This window comes from Methylobacterium sp. J-030, from assembly GCF_022829545.1.
GTDB lineage: Bacteria > Pseudomonadota > Alphaproteobacteria > Rhizobiales > Beijerinckiaceae > Methylobacterium.
This window is the reverse complement of sequence record NZ_JAKSYM010000062.1, coordinates 46,809-61,890: the sequence shown is the minus strand read 5'-3', so window position 1 is coordinate 61,890 and position 15,082 is coordinate 46,809. Positions and strand designations below refer to the sequence as shown.

Sequence of the window (15,082 nt, the reverse complement as noted above, 5' to 3'; positions counted from 1 at the left end):
GGACCTTGAAGCCCGTCCGCTGCGCCCACTGCCGGACCTCGGCGAAGGTGACGCCGGACAGCAGATCGATGGCCTGCCGGCACTGCGCCGCCGTGAATTTGGCTGCGTGGCACTCGTCCACGGTGAGCAGCATTCGCTCGGCCAGCCAACCGTAGACGCGGCAGCGCGCGGACTGCTCGAAGTAGTAGGCGGCCGGACCGGTGTACTTCCGGATCTCACGGCGGGTGTAGCCACCGGTCCGAGCGGCCTGGCGCCAGATCGGATCGAGATGGTGGTGAACCTCGGCGCGGAGGCGGAAGAGCTTGGGGGCAGTCACGCACGCCTCCGCCGATCGCGCGTGCCGTGATCCCGCCATGACCAGCGTGGACGCGTTTGAGCCACCGGAGCCGGCGCGGGCGCTCGCCCGGCGATCTCCCTCAAGAGGTCGTTCTCGGTCTCCAGCGCGGCCAGCCGCTCTCGGAGCCAGGCCTCGGTCTGTGCGTCCTGCGCGACACGCACCTCGCCCCCCGGCGCAGTCTCCCGGCGGAACGCGGCGTGGCCCTCGGTCGTGAGGCCGAAACCGTCCCCGTGATAAGTCTTGATCTCGATCGCGCTGCCGGCCGCCGACAGCTTCCGCCGGAGCTTACAGACGAAGACGTCCACGATCTTGATCTCGACGTCGGGCTCGAGCCCGTAGAGCGCCGTCAAGATGCGTTCCTTGTTGAGATAGCCACCGCGCGCATGAGCCAAGACGTGCAGCAAGCGCGCCTCGCTCTTTGTCAGCTTCCAGGCTTCCGGCATCGCCGCGGATGGCTCGAACGCATCGCGGAGCTGGCGGACTTCCTCCTCCAACACGTCGACGCGCTCGCGGAGGTTTGCTACCTCACGATGAAGGACTGAGCGCTCGCTCATCCGATCTGCCTTTCTGGCTTTCGGGCCGCGGCCCGAGCGTTGTCGTTGGCCGCCGCCTCGGCCGCATCCCTCCGCGCGATCGCCTCCCGCAGCAGCTCGTCCAGCCACGGGATCAGGATGATCCCGAGGACCAGGAACAGGACCAGGACCGCCATGGCGATGCCGAGGGGCGCGGCGCGGCCGGTCATGCGGGCTCTCCCTGCGCTGGAGGCTGCGGCACGCCCTCAGCGGCCATCCGCACGACGGCGTGGCGGACCGTGGTGTAGTCGCGGTCGCCGAAGACCCGGGCGAGCTCGTAGAGCGACAGGTCCGGCCGGGCCTCGCGCACCGCGGCGATCGCCGCCCAGCGGGCACGCACCAGCGGCACGCGCTGTCGGGGCCCGAGGATATCGGCGCCGGTGAAGCCGAAGGCCGCCGCGACGTCCTCGATAATCCGCATGGGATCGAGGACGGTGGGCGCCTGCGGCACGCCGTCGACCGACATCTTCCGCAGCGCATTCTCGATGGCGCTGTGATCTCGGCCACCGAATGCGCGGCCCAGGACCGTGAGCGTGAGGTCCGGCCGGGCTGCGCGCACGGCGCTGATCGCCGCCCAGCGGGCGCGCACCATCGATGCGACTTGGCAGCGCCCGACGATGTCGGCGTACGTAAACCCGAAGGCCGCGGCGACTTCGGCGATGATGGACCTCGGATCCCGAGCCAGATGCTCCGGCGTCAGGACCTGCGCCGTGAGGGCGCGCACGCGCTCACGCTCGACCAGGGCGGCGGCCTCGCGCTCCGCCGACTCCCTCTGCTCCCGCTCCCGCTGGGCTTCGGCGAGTGCGCGCGTCCGGCTCGTCTCTGGGGTCGCCGGCACCGCGCGCGGGGCCCACGTCCGGGCATGCAGGGCGCGGTAGTGCGCCTTCAGAGCGTCGGCGTCGGCGAACTCTGGTGCAGGGGCGCCCTGGCGCAGCATCAGGACTGCCCCCCATCGCGCCGCTGCCGATCGGCGGCGAAGCCCGCGCGGAGCGCCTCGGCGCCGTCGGCGAGCGCCTTGCGGCCTTGGGGCGGCAGGTCCACGAAGGCAGCGGCGAACCGACAACCGTCCGGATCGAACACCAGGGTGGCGATGTGAGCGGCCGGAGCGGTGTCCGGGGATGCTAGAGCGGCCGGGGCGGTGAACACCTCGACGGGTACGCCGAGGGCGGCGGCGATCCGGTCGAGCAGGATGGCGGAGCGACAGGGAACAGCCATCACGCCTGCCCCGTCGTCGTCGGATGCGGGATCGGCTTGTAGACGTGCACGACCGGCCGATCGGCCTGCAGGCGCGCCTGTGCCAGATCTCTGATCGTCGCCAGCATGCGGACGGCCATCGATCCCGCCTGCCGCGTGTCGCCACCCTGGAAGTTCAGGCAGTGGCTGATCACGAGATTGGCGATCGCGCTCTCCAGCGATCGCTGCACGGCATCCATCGACATATCCCGGTCGCGCATGTCGGCGACCGGCAGCAGACCCCCGCGCATGAGGGCCATCGACATCTCGCGTTCGAAGCGACCTGGTGCGGTGAGCGAGAGCGCCTGCAGCTGCCGCTCGGCTTCTTCGAAGCCCTGGAGGAGCGAGTCGCGGTACGGCGTGAGCGTGGTCATCGGGCGCTCCGGAGCTCAAAAGGGGAAGGCGGCGCGGTGCAGTCGAGGCGGCGGCGCGCTCGGCCGGCGGTCGCCGACTGGAGCAGCCCGAGCTCGTGCAGCAGCTCGGGGCTGAGGCGAGCTGACCCCGTTTCCAGCAGGCGGTTCGCCGTGCGCAGCGCGGCGAGCAGCACCGCGTCGTCGTCGCTGCGTGGATAGTCCGGACGCAGGCACGGCAGCAGCGCCACGTGCGGACCGAGGTCCGGATCCGGCGCACCCAGCACCTTGACCACCGCGTCGCACTCGCCGCGCGGCAGGGCGACCGTGACCAGCATGGTCTGGCCGGGCGCCCGGGGATCGAGGTGGGCGAGGACGCCGAGGAAGGCGGCGGGATAGGTCACGCGGAGGCCTCCGGAGCGGACGCGGCGGACAGGGGCGGGAGCGCCGCCGCGACCGCCGCGGCCAGGGCATCGGCCGGCGCGGCGGCGCAGCGTTGGGCGAGCGTGCGGTTGCCGGAGGCGGCGAGCGCGATGTCGACGGCGCCGTCGCCTGGCATCCAGGCGGTGATGACGACCGCGTCGGCGCCGAGGTCGAGGCGAAGCGCCTGGGCGTCGGCGCCGTTGAGCGGACCGGCTTGGCGCGGCTGAGGCGCGAGCGCGTCGACCGCGGCCAGCACGGCGCGGACCTCGCGGAGCCCTGCGGCCAAAGCCTCGTCGTCGACGGCGCTGTCGCCGAGTTCGTCGATCGCGACCTGGGCCCAGCCCTGGGCGCGGAAGAGCGCTTCGACGGCCGTCCGCTCGCGCAGGTTCGGGATGAGATCGATGCGGCGCGTCATGACAAGTCGTCCTCGCAGTCGGAGATCAGGTCGGCGGCGACGCGGGTGATGTCCGCTTCCGCGGCGCCCTGCTCGCGCAGCCAGTCGGACAGGCGGGCCACGGCGGTGTGGGCCGTGTCGGGCGAGAAGATCGGGCCGGTGCGATGGACTGTGCCGGCGATGCCGCGGGCCCGGCCGAACACCTGGCGCAGCGGGCGATCGTAGCCGGCCACGAGCTGGCGCTCGGGACGCTCCTGGACGAGGTAGCAGCTCACGACCGCGATCCCTTCAGGCAATCGGGGAGCGGTACGTCAGGCAGGTCCTCGCCGCCGTCGCACTCGCTGGACAGCAGGCCGATCAGGACCCCGAGGTGGTAGGCGGCCATGGGCTCGGTCGCGAACTCGTCCGGGATCTGCGCCTTGGCCCATTCGCCGAGATCGGCGAGGTCGTTGGCCTTCTGGGGCGAGCTGACGACAGGACGCCGGCCGCCGAGACCGGATCGGGTCGGCCAGCCGCCGCGAGCGTTCCCGGGGCTACCGGTGCTGGGTCCACGGAACACCTGCCCGAAGAAGGACTGGAGCGGGTGGTCGAAGCCGAGCACGACGTGCCGGTCCGGTCGATCGAGGAGCAGATGGCGACTCACGACTGCGCCTCAGCCAGCTCAATGGCGCGGTCGTACATGCGCAGGACCGCAGCGTGGCCGATGTGATCGTTCACGCCTGCAGGGGGGCTTTTGAACAGATCATCCGCAGCGACGCGCAGATACTCTCGGGCATCGACGATTTCGCCCGTGCCAAGACGTTCAAGGGCTCCGTAGGCACACCAGCACACCGCCTCGGGCGAGTTGGAGGCGACGGCCGCTCCTCGCCGGTCACGGGCATATGCCTCTTTCGTCCAGTGCGCCGGGTCAGTCAGCGTGTCCCGTGCGGCACGAAGGTATCCTCCGGCGGTCGTCATGAGATCATCCCCACGGGCACAGGATCATAGGACGGCAGCTCGGCGTGATGGACGAGCGTGAGGCCGGCGGTGGAGCGGGCGAGGACGGCGCCGGAGGCGTGGAGATCGAGGACGGCCAGCCGCCGCCGGAACGTCCGGGCGACCGGATGATCCGGGTGCAGCAGCGCGAGGCCGCCCGGCAGGCGGTCGATCCAGTCGACGATCCGGATCTCCTCGCCCGTCATGGCGTCGGGGACGACGCGGCGGCCGGCGAGCGGATGCTCCTTGGCGTGGGGCATGTCAGGCGGCCTCCTCACGAGCGGCGAGCATGGTCAGGCGGTTGCGGACGGTGTCCGGGCTGCGGGGATGGCCGAAGGCCTCCGTGATCCGCCGCGCGATCTCGGCGATGCGCAGGCCCTCGACGCGCAGGGCGACGAGCGCGGCGTCTTCCTCAGGGCTGAAGGGCTTCACCGCGCGGCCGTTGCTGCGGACGTGGGACTGGCTGTTGCCGTAGCCCGGGGCCCGCAAGCCCATGCGGTAGAGGAACCACTGCACCGCGCCCTCGTGGCGCTGGATGATCGTGCCGATGCGCTTGGCGCCGTAGCCCTTCTCGGCCAGCGCCAGGATCGCATCCTTCTCGGGTTCGGTGAGGGGGCGGCCCATCTCAGTCCCTCCCCACGCGGCGCAGCACCCGGCCGCCCGGGCACCAGGGCTCGAACACGATGGTCAGGTGATCGGCGCACCAGCTGCTCTGAAGACCGCTCGCACGGGGCGCGATCGGGCGGCCGCAGAAGCGATGCTGGCTGCCCTCGCTCGAACACGGGAAGTGGCACTGGCTGGAGCCGAGCTGATCCAGGCGGTAGGCGCCGAAGTCCGGGCGGACCGGGACGATCACGGGCGCCGGTTCGGGCGCGGGTTGGCGGCGGGCGCGAGCGGCCATCACAGCCGCTCCATAAAGATGTCGATCGCCACGGAGAGGCAGGCCAGGACGCCGACGAGCGTCATGCGGGTGCCGAGTGGCTCCCCATGCCACCACGCAAGGGCGATGAACGCTCCGCCGCAGAGCCACAGGATGGCGAGGACAGTGTAGAAGACGCGGGCGGCCATCAGGCGACCCTCCGGCAGCGCGCCGGCCACTCGTGCGGCCCGCGGATGTACGTGACGATGCAACGGATCTGCGGGTTGAACACCGCGAAGTAGCTGCGGAACTCGCCCGCGATCTCGTGCAGCTCGGCGCGGCTGCTCTCGTTGCCGCTCCACAGCACGAGCTTGGTCAGCCCGTACCGGATCATCGCCTCGTGCTCGATGACGTCCTGCATCACGAAGGCGAGGCCATAGCGCTGGGCGGCACGGCGGATGGCGTGGCGGCGGGCCGCGGCCCGATGGCCCTCGCTGCCGTAGACGTTGGGCATGATCAGGCAACCTCCCGCTTGGAGGTGCGCACCGTGATCGCCGCGATCGCGTCCGCATCCCAGATGCAGCCGGAGGCGCAGTCCCAGCCGTAGTACCAGAGGCCGCCATCGAGGCGCCGGTCGTACCGGTAGGGCGCGATGACGATGCCCTGGTAGGCCTCGGCGACCGCCCGCCAGTCGATGTACATGTGATAGTCGGACGGCACGAAGCGTTCGGTGCGGCCGTACTGACTGGCGAAGGCGTCGAAGTCTTCGACGGTCGGGATGAGTAGGATCCGCGCGTCCGTCGCGAGTTGCACGTCGTGGACGACCCGCAGCCGGTAGCCGTGATCGCGGGCTTCCGCATCGATGTAGTCCGGCCAGCTGATGCTGCCGTCGTCGACGGACACCCAAAGCCCGTACGGCTTGAAGTGAGGCTCCGGGCTCTGGGCTACCGAGTAGACGGGGTCGACCGTACCGGCGCTGTAGTGGGTCAGCGCCGGGATCGAGGCGATCGGCGCGTGGGCGAGCGGCAGACCCGCGAACATAGGGGCGGCCGCCATCACAGGTCCCTCACGTCGATCGACCCGCGACGGGACAGGACGGCGCCGGTGGCGCGGTCGCGTGTGATGCCGAACCCGCGCGAGGTCCGGCAGAAGCTGGATCCGGGCATCGGGCGGGACGGCGCCTTCGTGCCGGCGTGGCGCTCGGCCTGACGGCGCGCCTTATCGATCGCTCGGCGGTCGGCCGAATACTTCGCGCGATCGCAGGGCAGGCAGAGCACCTGGCAGTTGTCGAGCGTCGGGCGGCCGCCGTTGGCGTCCGGGATGACGTGATCGAAGATCCGGCCGCCGATGGGGATCGCACAGGTGCAGCGATCGCCCGACGGCAGATCGCCCTCGCAGCGGCCGGCGGCGCGCTCCAGCGCCTGGATGCGGACCGCCTTCGAAAAGTTCTGGCGCTGCCGGGCAACCATCAGAACGTCCTCACGCCGGTCCGACGCGCCGGCCTCGCGGGCGCCGTCCGAACATCGAGCGCCCACATCGCCACCGCCGCCGTGCGCAGGTCCGCGAACACCGGCTCGACCACGAACTCGCCGACGTGGAGGCAGACGATCCGGGGACCGCCCTCGGCCATCAGCTCGGCGCGGTAGAAGCCGTCACCGAAGGCGGGGCCGAGGATGGTGCCGGGGATCAGGGAGCCGTCGGCACGAGGGCGGCCGATGCGAGTGCCGCGGGCGAGAGGGGCGGCCATGTCAGCAGCCTGCCAGAGCGAGATGCAGGTCGGCGCCATCTCGGGCCTGCCGGGCGATCCGCAGGTTCACGCGGACGTGGTCGATGAGGGCATGGGCCGCGAACGGGCCGAGGCCGATCGCGAGTGCGCTCAGAAGACTCGCGGCGATCTGAGCACCGGCCGAGGCGTGCTGGAGGTGGTTGAGGTAGGCGCTGAGCACCGGGGCGGCTCCGTCGCGAGATGCGATGAGCTATAGGTAAGCACAGCTTTCCTAAATTCACAAGCGAAAAAGGTAAGCTCAGCTTGCCATGTTTTATCCACACTTGTCCACAGGCGGGGCAAGAACCGCCTCGACTCCCGTCACGTTCCAGTTGCAGCATGAGAACACAACAGGAACAAATATGAGGCCCGGATGGGAGCCCTGCCGCGAGACTTCACGTCCGAGCTTGCGGACGTGATTGGGATCTACATCCAATGCGAGGATTGCGGCCGGAAGTCGTACTGGCCGAGTTTCAAAGTAAGAGCCGCAGAGCGGCAAGGGTATCGGACCATCCAGGCGCTTGGCAGTCGATTTCGGTGCCATGTCTGTGAGGCGCAAGGCGGTGGGGGCCGCAATGTTACGCTGCGCTTGGTTCAACGAGGTCAGATCTAGTTCAGCCTGAGGAGGCGGTTCGATGTCTCTAACGCCGGTCGTAGCCCACAGCGTTCAGTTGTTCGTCCTCATCAAAGGTCATTTGGCTGAAGGCAGCGTCATGGACTGCAAAGGAGCATCGGAGGCCTGCAGGATCGCCGAGGAGAAGGTCCGACTCGGCCGGGCAATCGGCGCGGCCGCCCTTACCCGCACAGTCGTGGATCCGGACCACGACGACGGCGGAGAGCCAATCACGCTGGCGATTTTCGGAAGAGTACCATCGGGGCTGGCGGATCAGTTACCGTTCTGACATTTAGAGCGGCGCGATCGTTGGTTACCTCTGCCCCAAGCGGCAATGGAGCTTATGGCAGAGCATTCGATCAGAAACATTAGGTTTGGGATCGGCGATGAGGCGTACTCCTCTTGGGATGAGGCCGCAGCGTCCTCAAGCGGGTATGACAGTAGGCTGATCTCAGACCTAGCCCTGGCCGGCGCCTTGGCCGTCAAGCGCGGCGACGCAGTGTTCGAGCGCGATACCGTTCTGTTCCACTCGCCAGCCCATCGATGGCAGTTGCTCGCTTGCATTTCCGCCGTCGCCGCCTCGAACGCGGGACGGGTGCACGTCCTGGACGTCGGCGGATCGTTCGCCAGCGTCTATCTGCAACATTTGAGCTTCTTCAAAAATTATCTCGGCCTTCGATGGTCGGTGGTGGAGCAACCGCACATCGTCGCCCTCGGCCGCGAACACCTGCAGGACGAGCGATTGTACTTCTTCTCCACGGTCGAAGAGGCGAATGCCGTATCAGCCGCCGACCTGATCGTGTTCTCCGGCAGCTTCCAGTTCATGGTCGAGCCCTACGCGATGCTGGAGCGGGCGGCGCGCACCAGATGCACCCACATCGTCATCGATCGCATCACGCTCTCGCCGGGCCCCGAGGATCGGATCACGGTGTTCCGGGTCGACCCGAGCATCTATCCCGGCAGCTACCCGCAGTGGGTGCTATCCGAGCGGAAGGTGCTCGGCCACCTTTCTGATAACCTGGGGTTCTTCGAGACCGCGCGATACGTCGATGGGATCGATGGCGGCGATCACGTTGGGCTCCTGTTCGAGCGGCGCGGCGGCGTGAGCTGCACCTCGGGGAACGCTCGTCGCTTCGCGATCCGGCCGATGCTTGAACGACTGCGCCGTCTCGTTCGGCCCGGCTGATGTGTTTCGGACGGGACACGATCCTTTGGCACGGCTCGTGCTCACTTAACAGCGGCCGCCGTCGTTCCCACAGTCGTAGATCCGGACTGCGATGATGGCGGCGAGCCGATCACGCCGGCGATCTTCGGGAGGGTGCCGCTAGGGCTTGCGGATCAGTTACCATTTTGAACGACAGGCGTCAGGCAAGGCGGAACGATAGGCCTGTAGTTTGCTTGGACACCGATACGAGGGACAAGTGGCCGTTCGATAAAATGCTGTCGTTTACAGCAAAGCAATCGCAGGCCGACCTTCGCACGGTTATGGGATGAGCAACTTAAAGCCATGACCGCGCGGCGAACGATCCCACGTCACGCCATCGTCCTTCCGGCCTTATGCTGGCGCGCCGACGGCTCCGAGTTTCACGCCGTCACGGTCGACATCTCGGGTGAGGGCATTCGGATGCGCTCGGCGACGACCCCGCCTATGGACGCGGAGCTCGGCTGCTCGATCCGTGGCGTCGGAGCGATGCAGATCCGCGTCGTTCGGACCGGAGCCGTCGACTTCGCCGTCCGCGTCATGGGCCGCGGCGCCACGCCCGGCGAGGTGGTGCGCAGCCTCGTAGGCTTGGCGCGGCTTCAAGCCCCACCGCCGGAGGAGGTGCGGGTCTATCGCCGTGTCGTGCCGGAGCGAAGGGCCGTACAGGTCGCACTGGCGGATGGCACTAGCATACCCGGTCGGATCGTGAACCTGTCCGCCTCCGGCGTGGCGCTGCAGCTCGACATGCCGCTGGAGGTAGGACAGGTGATCGTGGTTGGCCGCCACCGCGCGAAGATCGCGCGCCGGATCGATGGCGGCGTCGGCGCGGCCTTCCTCGTATCCCTCGACGAAGCGACGGTGGGCGAGCACACGGTGCTCTGACAGCCGGCTGATCTGGTCGTCGCTAGGGCTCGCTGATCGGCTGCCATGCCGACTGCGCCAACGCTGCACTCGCCGGCATCGGCCATCCGTGCCAGCATCCGGCAATGGCCAAATCACATCACACAATCTGCGAAGTCAAAGTTGAGGGCAGCTGGCAGCGCGTGACAGCCGCCGAAGCGCACGCGACACACCGTTCTGCGCCGAAGCGTTGCCCGGAATGCCACGGCCCGGTGATGACGGCGAGCAACTATACCCAGCCCGTACGGATCCGGATGAACCACCGGAAGTCGCATGATGGCTGTTCGCTCATACCCGCGCACTTCACCGGCACGCGCTCGCCGCATCCGCAGGCTTTAGCGTAAGCTCGGAGCCGATCACGCTGGCGATCTTCGGAAGGGTACCGCCCGGGTTGGCGGATAAGCTGCCGTTCTAAACGCGCCTGATCTGAGGGGCCGATAGTCAACCCAATGGAAGCAACGTTCAAATTGGTATCGCTAGTGCTCAGATAATGGTTCTGAATTACTGTTGCACAGCGAGGTAGGCGGCAAGACGTTCCCGGTCTTCACGTCGGATCCGGGCTCCGCTCAGATGGATTATCCCAGTCGCGGGGGCGCCCCATAACTCGCCACGCTTGATCAGTACTCGTCTGGTACCGAGCGTTTCCGCAACGCCCGCCGTGAGGTGGTCGACGGTACCGAGGCCGATCACCACGACATGGCGGGGCATCAAGGTACGGACGATCCGCTCGGCGCGGGCTAAGCTGAACATTTCGAGTTCGCGTCGAAGTGAGCGCTCAATGCGGCCCCAATCGGCCACGCTCTTCGATCGAAAGAAAATCGCGTTCAAACCAGTCGAGCGCTCAACCACCTCCTTGCCAAGCGTCTCGCGCAACCGCACTGCCAAGGGCCATGCTTCAGTGGCGTACTCGCTTAAGACCGGCCATGTTTCGTGCTGAACGCCACCTTCCGCTATCTTTCCGCCTGGCTGATAGCCAAGGAACAGAACGGGCGCTTGCGCGAGCGGCGGTCCGTAAAGGATGCGAAAGCCAAGAGCAGCGTCCTTTAGAGCGGATGCATGCGCTTCATAGAAGCCTCTCGTTTCTGCATAGATCTCACGGCAGATGGAAGCAGGATTACCGCCCACAGGATCAACTCATGCTGTGCGTTGTCTGGATGGCTCGTTCCCTCGAGCGTGGGGCGGCAGCATCTACGAACGCACCGGTAACGTCCACACTTCACAGACGATCGAAGGGCTTGCCGTCCGGGCGCCATTAGGGGCTCTGTAGCCAGTGCCGTTGGATCAGCTGCTCCTTCGATGATGCGATATCAGACTGGCCCCGCGTCGCTGTTGCGCTGCTTGCACCGCCAGCCGACGAAGCAGGCCGGCACGTCCAGCGTCGGCTCGTAGGCAGACGCTCCGGTCTCGTCCTGCTCGCACGCGCCGCTGTCCCGATGGACGGTCTCATAAGCGAGGTCGCTCGACGCGAGCACCGCGTTCCCCGACCGGGCGACGAAGGCCCTCATCGCCGCGCAGGTGACGGTGCGTGTGTAGGTGCGAGCCTGCGCGACGGCGCCGGTAAAGAGGCCGACCGCGAGGACGGCCGCTATGGCATTCGAGGCGTGGCGCATGAGGTCTTACCGAGCGGTGTGCGATGATCCGCATGGTGCGCCTCGGCGCGTCCGGCGACTATGCCCGGCGGCGCGGCATAGGCACGCTGGCGATCTTCGGGACGGTGCCGCCGGGGCTGGCGGATCAGCTGCCATTCTGAGCGCCAAAGCGAGTGCTACCGTATGATCCGTTCGTTGTGAGTTCCCCACAGCGAGCTACAAACTCCGCACGTACTCGATCCGTACACCAACGTTCTGCAGCCAAAAGCTTCTAACGCCGCACGTTCACGTTGCATCAGTCTGCGTCGCACGAAGACTGCATAAAAATCGGAACGGTGGGCGGAAACAGTGTCTGGAACTCTCTACTTTGGCGACAATCTTGACGTTCTGCGAGAGCACATCCGTGACGAGAGCGTTGACTTAATTTATCTGGATCCGCCGTTTAATTCCGCGGCCTCGTACAACGTTCTATTCAAAGCGCCGGATGGCAAGAATAGCACGTCACAGATAAGAGCGTTTGAAGATACTTGGTCTTGGAACGACGCTAGTGAACGGGCTTTCGATGACGTGATGCGATGTAATCGATCGGAAGTTTCAAACGTTCTTAGAGCCATGCGTCAGTTTCTCGGCGAAAACGATATGATGGCATACCTCGCCATGATGGCGGTTCGCATCATTGAGCTTCATAGAGCTTTGAAGCATACTGGAACCTTGTACCTCCACTGCGATCCCACAGCCAGTCATTATTTAAAGATCATTCTTGACGCGACATTTGGGCCAGATCGATTTCTAAATGAGGTTATATGGCGCCGAACCAGTGCTCACTCGAACGCAACGCTGAAACTTGCCTCCGTCCACGACATTGTATTGATTTACACCAAAGGCCAGAAATTTGCGTGGAACCAGCCTTTTACAGCGTATGACGACGCTTACGTCCGCGAACACTTTGTACATCGGGATTTAGACGGACGGGTGTTCCGCCGCAGCGATCTTGTCAATCCGGCCGTTAGGCCGAACCTTCGATACGACTATACTGCAAGCAATGGAATAACCTACAAACCGCACCACAACGGCTGGAAAGTTTCCTTAGAGGTGATGAAGCGATTAGACGAAGAGGGTAGGCTGTTCTTTCCAGCCAAGGAGGATGCGCGGCTTCGCAAGAAGATCTATCTTGATGAAAGTCCCGGCGTTCCATTGACGGACGTGTGGTCTGATCTGCCTCCGATACATGCCTCGTCGCAGGAAAGGCTTGGTTACCCGACGCAAAAGCCCGTGGCCTTGCTGGAGCGCATCCTCCAGATGTCGTCCAGCCCAGGTGACGTTATTCTCGATCCATTCTGCGGATGCGGCACCGCCGTCCACGCCGCACAAAAGTTGGATCGTCGTTGGGTCGGCATCGATGTAACTCCGCTTGCAGTGAACCTCATCGCACGCCGTCTTAAGGCCGCTTTCCCGGGAATTGTTTATGAAGTGCGTGGTATCCCGAAGGACATGGACGGCGCGCGCGAGCTTGCCGCTAGAGACAAACACCTCTTCCAGTTATGGGCAACCGACTTGATCGGCGCTCAACCTTACCGCGACGGCAAGAAAGGCGCCGACGGCGGCATAGACGGCATGGTTTACTTCAAGCCGGATGGGCGCACGACGAAGGCCGCTATCGTGTCCGTGAAGGGCGGCGCGAACGTCAACGTTGCTCACATCCGCGACCTCAGAGGTACCATCGAGCGCCTGCATGAGCCGATGGGCATCTTCGTCACCCTTCACCCACCCTCTGAGCCGATGCGTCGAGAGGCGGCCGCCGCAGGCCTCTATGATGCCGGCTTCGGCAAGCCGACGCCCAAGATCCAAATCGTCACCATCGAGGACGCGCTCAAGCTCGGCGATCGCGCAGTACAGATCCCCTACGGCCACAGCGCCAGCTTCAAGCAGGCACCGCGGGAGACAAAGCCCGATGCCCAACACGCCTTCGATATAGCCGGTTCACATGCTGCGGGATCAAAGGCGGCAGCTCGCGACAAGAAACGCGGGGTCTCGCTACCCGGCAAGCTTCGGCAAGTCGCCACCAATCGATCGCGCGACTTGATCGACCTCGCATCCGAGGCTGCACTGGGACTGCATCTGATCGCGGCCGACGACGGAGAGGGCAACGAGATATTGATCCCAACAACCACGCCGTGAGCCTTCTACAGCTCGCCTCCCTCGTCTCGAAGCACCCGCAGCCCCTCTTCTACGATCCCCCGCAGGTGTTCCAGCGCATTCACCCCGATCGGCACCCCCACCCGGTGTCCTTCCACGGTGGTCACCACCAGGACGGCCAGCGCATCCCCGACCTGAAGCTCGGGATCCGGCAGGCAGATCGGCAGGATGAAGTCGGTGTGGAGCTCGCCGAGCTGGAGGTAGGCGGCCTTGTCGGGGCGGAAGGGGGCGGGGTCGGTCATGGCTTCTTCTCCAAAGCGCCTTTCGCCAACGCGCCGTCCGGCCCGAATTGGCGGTACGTGTCGGCGCACCATGCGTCCTTCCCGGACCGCTCATAGGCCGCGATGACTGCGGCGGTGCTCTCGCGAATCCTGTCGGCGATCACCGCATCCTCGGAGTCGGTGATCCGGGCCTGCATGCGCAGAAGTGCGAGCTTTGGTGCGCTCGCGCGCAAGCCGGAGCAGGCCTGCTCCGCAAACGTCGTCGTGGAGAGGGTCCTGGCGTAGACCTTCAGCTGGTCCGCATGGCTCTGCGCGTGCGCCACTTCGAACGTGAGTGCGACTGCCAGCGTCGCGGCGAGGCGGGCGCACCAGTGCAGACCGCCAGCGCGGCCCCCTAGCGCAACTCTGGCGGTACCGGCGCTGAAGGTCGCGGCTGGTGTCATTTGCGTGCGTTGCTCGGTATCGGCGGGCTGCCATCCGCCCCCTCTATCGCCCCGACGCCCGGGGACACGTCTACCGTGCCCGCAGCGTCAGGGGCCTTCAGTGCGCTCTCGGAGTTCTTCGCCTTGTCGCCCGACATACCGGAGGTGTCGTTCTTAGATGGTGGCTGACCGGTGGGTGCGGTCTGAGCTGACGCGATTCCATCACCGCTCACGGTAAGCGGGAGCGCGAGAGCGGCGGCCGAATAGCGAGTCATGGGTCCCTCCGGCTTTGTGGGTTTTGGTTTGCGATCAGATCCCAATAAGCTCCGTCCACGGGATCACCCGGTGGACGCGCGCGATATCAGCCTCGTCGAAGACGAGCTCCTTCGGTGGGTTGTGCTGCTCGACAACGACCTTGCCGCCACTACGCCGAACGAGGCGCTTTACAAAGGCGTCGCCAGCTTCGCCGTCATCCTCGCTTTTGAGCTCGACCACGACGTAGTCGCGAGCTTTCGGGCGACGGTGCGGATCGATGTAGGCCGGATCCCCATCCTCGAACCGCGGCGCCATGCTGTCGCCGACGATGTAGACGACGAACACATCCTTCTTGCCCTCGATGCCGGGCGGTCGAGGCGCGTAATCGATCGTCTGACCGTTGAAGCGGAAGTCGCCTTCATCGCCGCCCACGCCTGTGCCTAGGACGGGAACGTCCCGAGGCCCCTTCAGCTTAGCGGGTTCGACTCTCTCGCCTTCGCTGGCACGTCGAACGTTCGGTTGGGGCTTCGGCGCAGCGGCGGCATTACCGCCATCCACAAAGACCATTTCTCCACGCATTGCTGCGGCGAGATCAATGCCGAGAAGGTCGGCCAGGCGCGGAAGGCGATCGCGCTGAGGGCCACTATCACTCGTTTCCCAGATCGTCACTGCGTTACGAGTTATGCCGAACTCAGCCGCGATCTGACCCTGCGTAATTTTGCGGGCCTTTCGAGCTTCCTTGATCACATTGCCGAGCGGAGTGGGCATGCCTGACAG

Annotated in this window: 28 protein-coding genes and 1 pseudogene; 4 read left to right on the top strand and 25 right to left on the bottom strand. The window is 66.0% G+C overall.

All coding sequences use genetic code 11. The features are described from left to right. The 20 genes and pseudogenes from MKK75_RS03255 to MKK75_RS03160 form a co-directional block, all read right to left on the bottom strand. Positions 1-316: pseudogene (locus MKK75_RS03255) on the bottom strand (DUF3268 family zinc-finger domain-containing protein); the annotation flags it as partial. After that, positions 313-891 carry a helix-turn-helix domain-containing protein gene (locus MKK75_RS03250; protein ID WP_244041198.1) on the bottom strand — a complete coding sequence of 193 codons (579 nt, stop codon included), beginning with the start codon at positions 889-891 and terminating at the stop codon, positions 313-315. The gene MKK75_RS03250 and the pseudogene MKK75_RS03255, both read right to left, overlap by 4 nt. Beyond that, on the bottom strand, positions 888-1,079 hold the full coding sequence (locus MKK75_RS03245) for a hypothetical protein (RefSeq protein WP_244041197.1): 192 nt from the start codon (positions 1,077-1,079) through the stop codon (positions 888-890). Before MKK75_RS03245 ends, MKK75_RS03250 begins: the two co-directional genes overlap by 4 nt. Then, positions 1,076-1,846: a helix-turn-helix domain-containing protein gene (locus MKK75_RS03240; protein ID WP_244041196.1), complete on the bottom strand. Its 771-nt coding sequence runs from the start codon at positions 1,844-1,846 to the stop codon at positions 1,076-1,078. The genes MKK75_RS03245 and MKK75_RS03240 overlap by 4 nt, the downstream gene beginning before the upstream one ends. Then, on the bottom strand, positions 1,846-2,124 hold the full coding sequence (locus tag MKK75_RS03235; RefSeq protein WP_244041195.1) for a hypothetical protein: 279 nt from the start codon (positions 2,122-2,124) through the stop codon (positions 1,846-1,848). The genes MKK75_RS03240 and MKK75_RS03235 overlap by 1 nt, the downstream gene beginning before the upstream one ends. Further along, entirely contained in the window at positions 2,124-2,516 is a 393-nt protein-coding gene (locus tag MKK75_RS03230) for a hypothetical protein (protein ID WP_244041194.1), read from the bottom strand. Before MKK75_RS03230 ends, MKK75_RS03235 begins: the two co-directional genes overlap by 1 nt. Further along, positions 2,513-2,896 carry a hypothetical protein gene (locus tag MKK75_RS03225; RefSeq protein ID WP_244041193.1) on the bottom strand — a complete coding sequence of 128 codons (384 nt, stop codon included), beginning with the start codon at positions 2,894-2,896 and terminating at the stop codon, positions 2,513-2,515. Before MKK75_RS03225 ends, MKK75_RS03230 begins: the two co-directional genes overlap by 4 nt. Next, positions 2,893-3,330, bottom strand: a complete 438-nt coding sequence (locus MKK75_RS03220) for a hypothetical protein (protein WP_244041192.1) — start codon at positions 3,328-3,330, stop codon at positions 2,893-2,895. Before MKK75_RS03220 ends, MKK75_RS03225 begins: the two co-directional genes overlap by 4 nt. Further along, positions 3,327-3,584 carry a hypothetical protein gene (locus MKK75_RS03215; protein ID WP_244041191.1) on the bottom strand — a complete coding sequence of 86 codons (258 nt, stop codon included), beginning with the start codon at positions 3,582-3,584 and terminating at the stop codon, positions 3,327-3,329. The genes MKK75_RS03220 and MKK75_RS03215 overlap by 4 nt, the downstream gene beginning before the upstream one ends. Continuing rightward, on the bottom strand, positions 3,581-3,952 hold the full coding sequence (locus MKK75_RS03210) for a hypothetical protein (RefSeq protein WP_244041190.1): 372 nt from the start codon (positions 3,950-3,952) through the stop codon (positions 3,581-3,583). The genes MKK75_RS03215 and MKK75_RS03210 overlap by 4 nt, the downstream gene beginning before the upstream one ends. Continuing rightward, on the bottom strand, positions 3,949-4,266 hold the full coding sequence (locus MKK75_RS03205; RefSeq protein ID WP_244041189.1) for a hypothetical protein: 318 nt from the start codon (positions 4,264-4,266) through the stop codon (positions 3,949-3,951). The genes MKK75_RS03210 and MKK75_RS03205 overlap by 4 nt, the downstream gene beginning before the upstream one ends. Beyond that, the gene (locus MKK75_RS03200) at positions 4,263-4,544 is read right to left on the bottom strand and encodes a hypothetical protein (protein WP_244041188.1); all 282 of its coding nucleotides are present in this window, start codon (positions 4,542-4,544) and stop codon (positions 4,263-4,265) included. The genes MKK75_RS03205 and MKK75_RS03200 overlap by 4 nt, the downstream gene beginning before the upstream one ends. A 1-nt stretch (position 4,545) precedes the next feature. After that, a complete protein-coding gene (locus MKK75_RS03195) occupies positions 4,546-4,908 on the bottom strand; it encodes a hypothetical protein (protein WP_244041187.1) in 363 nt (120 codons plus the stop codon). A 1-nt stretch (position 4,909) separates the two neighbouring features. Next, complete coding sequence (locus MKK75_RS03190; protein ID WP_244041186.1) at positions 4,910-5,185, bottom strand: hypothetical protein; 276 nt, start codon at positions 5,183-5,185, stop codon at positions 4,910-4,912. After that, entirely contained in the window at positions 5,185-5,352 is a 168-nt protein-coding gene (locus MKK75_RS03185) for a hypothetical protein (RefSeq protein WP_244041185.1), read from the bottom strand. The genes MKK75_RS03190 and MKK75_RS03185 overlap by 1 nt, the downstream gene beginning before the upstream one ends. Continuing rightward, complete coding sequence (locus tag MKK75_RS03180) at positions 5,352-5,657, bottom strand: hypothetical protein (RefSeq protein WP_244041184.1); 306 nt, start codon at positions 5,655-5,657, stop codon at positions 5,352-5,354. Before MKK75_RS03180 ends, MKK75_RS03185 begins: the two co-directional genes overlap by 1 nt. A gap of 2 nt (positions 5,658-5,659) precedes the next feature. Further along, positions 5,660-6,199 (bottom strand): hypothetical protein, encoded by a 540-nt coding sequence (locus MKK75_RS03175; RefSeq protein WP_244041183.1) that lies wholly within the window; start codon positions 6,197-6,199, stop codon positions 5,660-5,662. Further along, positions 6,199-6,612: an HNH endonuclease gene (locus MKK75_RS03170; RefSeq protein WP_244041182.1), complete on the bottom strand. Its 414-nt coding sequence runs from the start codon at positions 6,610-6,612 to the stop codon at positions 6,199-6,201. The genes MKK75_RS03175 and MKK75_RS03170 overlap by 1 nt, the downstream gene beginning before the upstream one ends. After that, the gene (locus MKK75_RS03165; protein ID WP_244041181.1) at positions 6,612-6,890 is read right to left on the bottom strand and encodes a hypothetical protein; all 279 of its coding nucleotides are present in this window, start codon (positions 6,888-6,890) and stop codon (positions 6,612-6,614) included. Before MKK75_RS03165 ends, MKK75_RS03170 begins: the two co-directional genes overlap by 1 nt. A gap of 1 nt (position 6,891) precedes the next feature. After that, on the bottom strand, positions 6,892-7,089 hold the full coding sequence (locus tag MKK75_RS03160) for a hypothetical protein (protein ID WP_244041180.1): 198 nt from the start codon (positions 7,087-7,089) through the stop codon (positions 6,892-6,894). A 454-nt stretch (positions 7,090-7,543) separates the two neighbouring features. On the opposite strand from MKK75_RS03160, the gene MKK75_RS03155 reads away from it, so the two are divergent. From MKK75_RS03155 to MKK75_RS03145, 3 genes are all read left to right on the top strand, one after another. Then, positions 7,544-7,810 carry a hypothetical protein gene (locus MKK75_RS03155; protein ID WP_244041179.1) on the top strand — a complete coding sequence of 89 codons (267 nt, stop codon included), beginning with the start codon at positions 7,544-7,546 and terminating at the stop codon, positions 7,808-7,810. Between the two features lie 54 nt (positions 7,811-7,864). After that, entirely contained in the window at positions 7,865-8,707 is an 843-nt protein-coding gene (locus tag MKK75_RS03150) for a methyltransferase, TIGR04325 family (RefSeq protein ID WP_244041178.1), read from the top strand. 321 nt (positions 8,708-9,028) lie between these two features. Further along, positions 9,029-9,604, top strand: coding sequence for a PilZ domain-containing protein (locus tag MKK75_RS03145; RefSeq protein ID WP_244041177.1), 576 nt, complete (start codon positions 9,029-9,031; stop codon positions 9,602-9,604). Positions 9,605-10,123: 519 nt separating this feature from the next. Here the strand turns inward: MKK75_RS03145 and MKK75_RS03140 are convergent. Together MKK75_RS03140 and MKK75_RS03135 are read right to left on the bottom strand one after the other, a co-directional pair. Then, complete coding sequence (locus MKK75_RS03140; protein WP_244041176.1) at positions 10,124-10,747, bottom strand: hypothetical protein; 624 nt, start codon at positions 10,745-10,747, stop codon at positions 10,124-10,126. A 182-nt stretch (positions 10,748-10,929) separates the two neighbouring features. Further along, entirely contained in the window at positions 10,930-11,232 is a 303-nt protein-coding gene (locus MKK75_RS03135; RefSeq protein ID WP_244041175.1) for a hypothetical protein, read from the bottom strand. Between the two features lie 327 nt (positions 11,233-11,559). On the opposite strand from MKK75_RS03135, the gene MKK75_RS03130 reads away from it, so the two are divergent. Continuing rightward, positions 11,560-13,389 (top strand): DNA methyltransferase, encoded by a 1,830-nt coding sequence (locus tag MKK75_RS03130; protein ID WP_244041174.1) that lies wholly within the window; start codon positions 11,560-11,562, stop codon positions 13,387-13,389. Positions 13,390-13,394: 5 nt separating this feature from the next. Here MKK75_RS03130 and MKK75_RS03125 read toward each other — a convergent pair whose 3' ends face one another. The 3 genes from MKK75_RS03125 to MKK75_RS03115 form a co-directional block, all read right to left on the bottom strand. Beyond that, entirely contained in the window at positions 13,395-13,649 is a 255-nt protein-coding gene (locus MKK75_RS03125) for a hypothetical protein (protein WP_244041173.1), read from the bottom strand. Beyond that, positions 13,646-14,071: a hypothetical protein gene (locus tag MKK75_RS03120; RefSeq protein ID WP_244041172.1), complete on the bottom strand. Its 426-nt coding sequence runs from the start codon at positions 14,069-14,071 to the stop codon at positions 13,646-13,648. Before MKK75_RS03120 ends, MKK75_RS03125 begins: the two co-directional genes overlap by 4 nt. Before the next feature lie 288 nt (positions 14,072-14,359). Beyond that, positions 14,360-15,073 (bottom strand): XRE family transcriptional regulator, encoded by a 714-nt coding sequence (locus MKK75_RS03115; protein ID WP_244041171.1) that lies wholly within the window; start codon positions 15,071-15,073, stop codon positions 14,360-14,362. Positions 15,074-15,082 lie beyond the last annotated feature (9 nt).

Coding starts and splice junctions, on each gene's coding strand:
- MKK75_RS03250 (WP_244041198.1), bottom strand. CDS start 891: ATGAGCGAGCGCTCAGTCCTTCATCGTGAGGTAGCAAACCTCCGCGAG.
- MKK75_RS03245 (WP_244041197.1), bottom strand. CDS start 1,079: ATGACCGGCCGCGCCGCGCCCCTCGGCATCGCCATGGCGGTCCTGGTC.
- MKK75_RS03240 (WP_244041196.1), bottom strand. CDS start 1,846: ATGCTGCGCCAGGGCGCCCCTGCACCAGAGTTCGCCGACGCCGACGCT.
- MKK75_RS03235 (WP_244041195.1), bottom strand. CDS start 2,124: ATGGCTGTTCCCTGTCGCTCCGCCATCCTGCTCGACCGGATCGCCGCC.
- MKK75_RS03230 (WP_244041194.1), bottom strand. CDS start 2,516: ATGACCACGCTCACGCCGTACCGCGACTCGCTCCTCCAGGGCTTCGAA.
- MKK75_RS03220 (WP_244041192.1), bottom strand. CDS start 3,330: ATGACGCGCCGCATCGATCTCATCCCGAACCTGCGCGAGCGGACGGCC.
- MKK75_RS03205 (WP_244041189.1), bottom strand. CDS start 4,266: ATGACGACCGCCGGAGGATACCTTCGTGCCGCACGGGACACGCTGACT.
- MKK75_RS03200 (WP_244041188.1), bottom strand. CDS start 4,544: ATGCCCCACGCCAAGGAGCATCCGCTCGCCGGCCGCCGCGTCGTCCCC.
- MKK75_RS03195 (WP_244041187.1), bottom strand. CDS start 4,908: ATGGGCCGCCCCCTCACCGAACCCGAGAAGGATGCGATCCTGGCGCTG.
- MKK75_RS03190 (WP_244041186.1), bottom strand. CDS start 5,185: ATGGCCGCTCGCGCCCGCCGCCAACCCGCGCCCGAACCGGCGCCCGTG.
- MKK75_RS03185 (WP_244041185.1), bottom strand. CDS start 5,352: ATGGCCGCCCGCGTCTTCTACACTGTCCTCGCCATCCTGTGGCTCTGC.
- MKK75_RS03180 (WP_244041184.1), bottom strand. CDS start 5,657: ATGCCCAACGTCTACGGCAGCGAGGGCCATCGGGCCGCGGCCCGCCGC.
- MKK75_RS03175 (WP_244041183.1), bottom strand. CDS start 6,199: ATGGCGGCCGCCCCTATGTTCGCGGGTCTGCCGCTCGCCCACGCGCCG.
- MKK75_RS03170 (WP_244041182.1), bottom strand. CDS start 6,612: ATGGTTGCCCGGCAGCGCCAGAACTTTTCGAAGGCGGTCCGCATCCAG.
- MKK75_RS03165 (WP_244041181.1), bottom strand. CDS start 6,890: ATGGCCGCCCCTCTCGCCCGCGGCACTCGCATCGGCCGCCCTCGTGCC.
- MKK75_RS03155 (WP_244041179.1), top strand. CDS start 7,544: ATGTCTCTAACGCCGGTCGTAGCCCACAGCGTTCAGTTGTTCGTCCTC.
- MKK75_RS03150 (WP_244041178.1), top strand. CDS start 7,865: ATGGCAGAGCATTCGATCAGAAACATTAGGTTTGGGATCGGCGATGAG.
- MKK75_RS03145 (WP_244041177.1), top strand. CDS start 9,029: ATGACCGCGCGGCGAACGATCCCACGTCACGCCATCGTCCTTCCGGCC.
- MKK75_RS03135 (WP_244041175.1), bottom strand. CDS start 11,232: ATGCGCCACGCCTCGAATGCCATAGCGGCCGTCCTCGCGGTCGGCCTC.
- MKK75_RS03125 (WP_244041173.1), bottom strand. CDS start 13,649: ATGACCGACCCCGCCCCCTTCCGCCCCGACAAGGCCGCCTACCTCCAG.
- MKK75_RS03120 (WP_244041172.1), bottom strand. CDS start 14,071: ATGACACCAGCCGCGACCTTCAGCGCCGGTACCGCCAGAGTTGCGCTA.
- MKK75_RS03115 (WP_244041171.1), bottom strand. CDS start 15,073: ATGCCCACTCCGCTCGGCAATGTGATCAAGGAAGCTCGAAAGGCCCGC.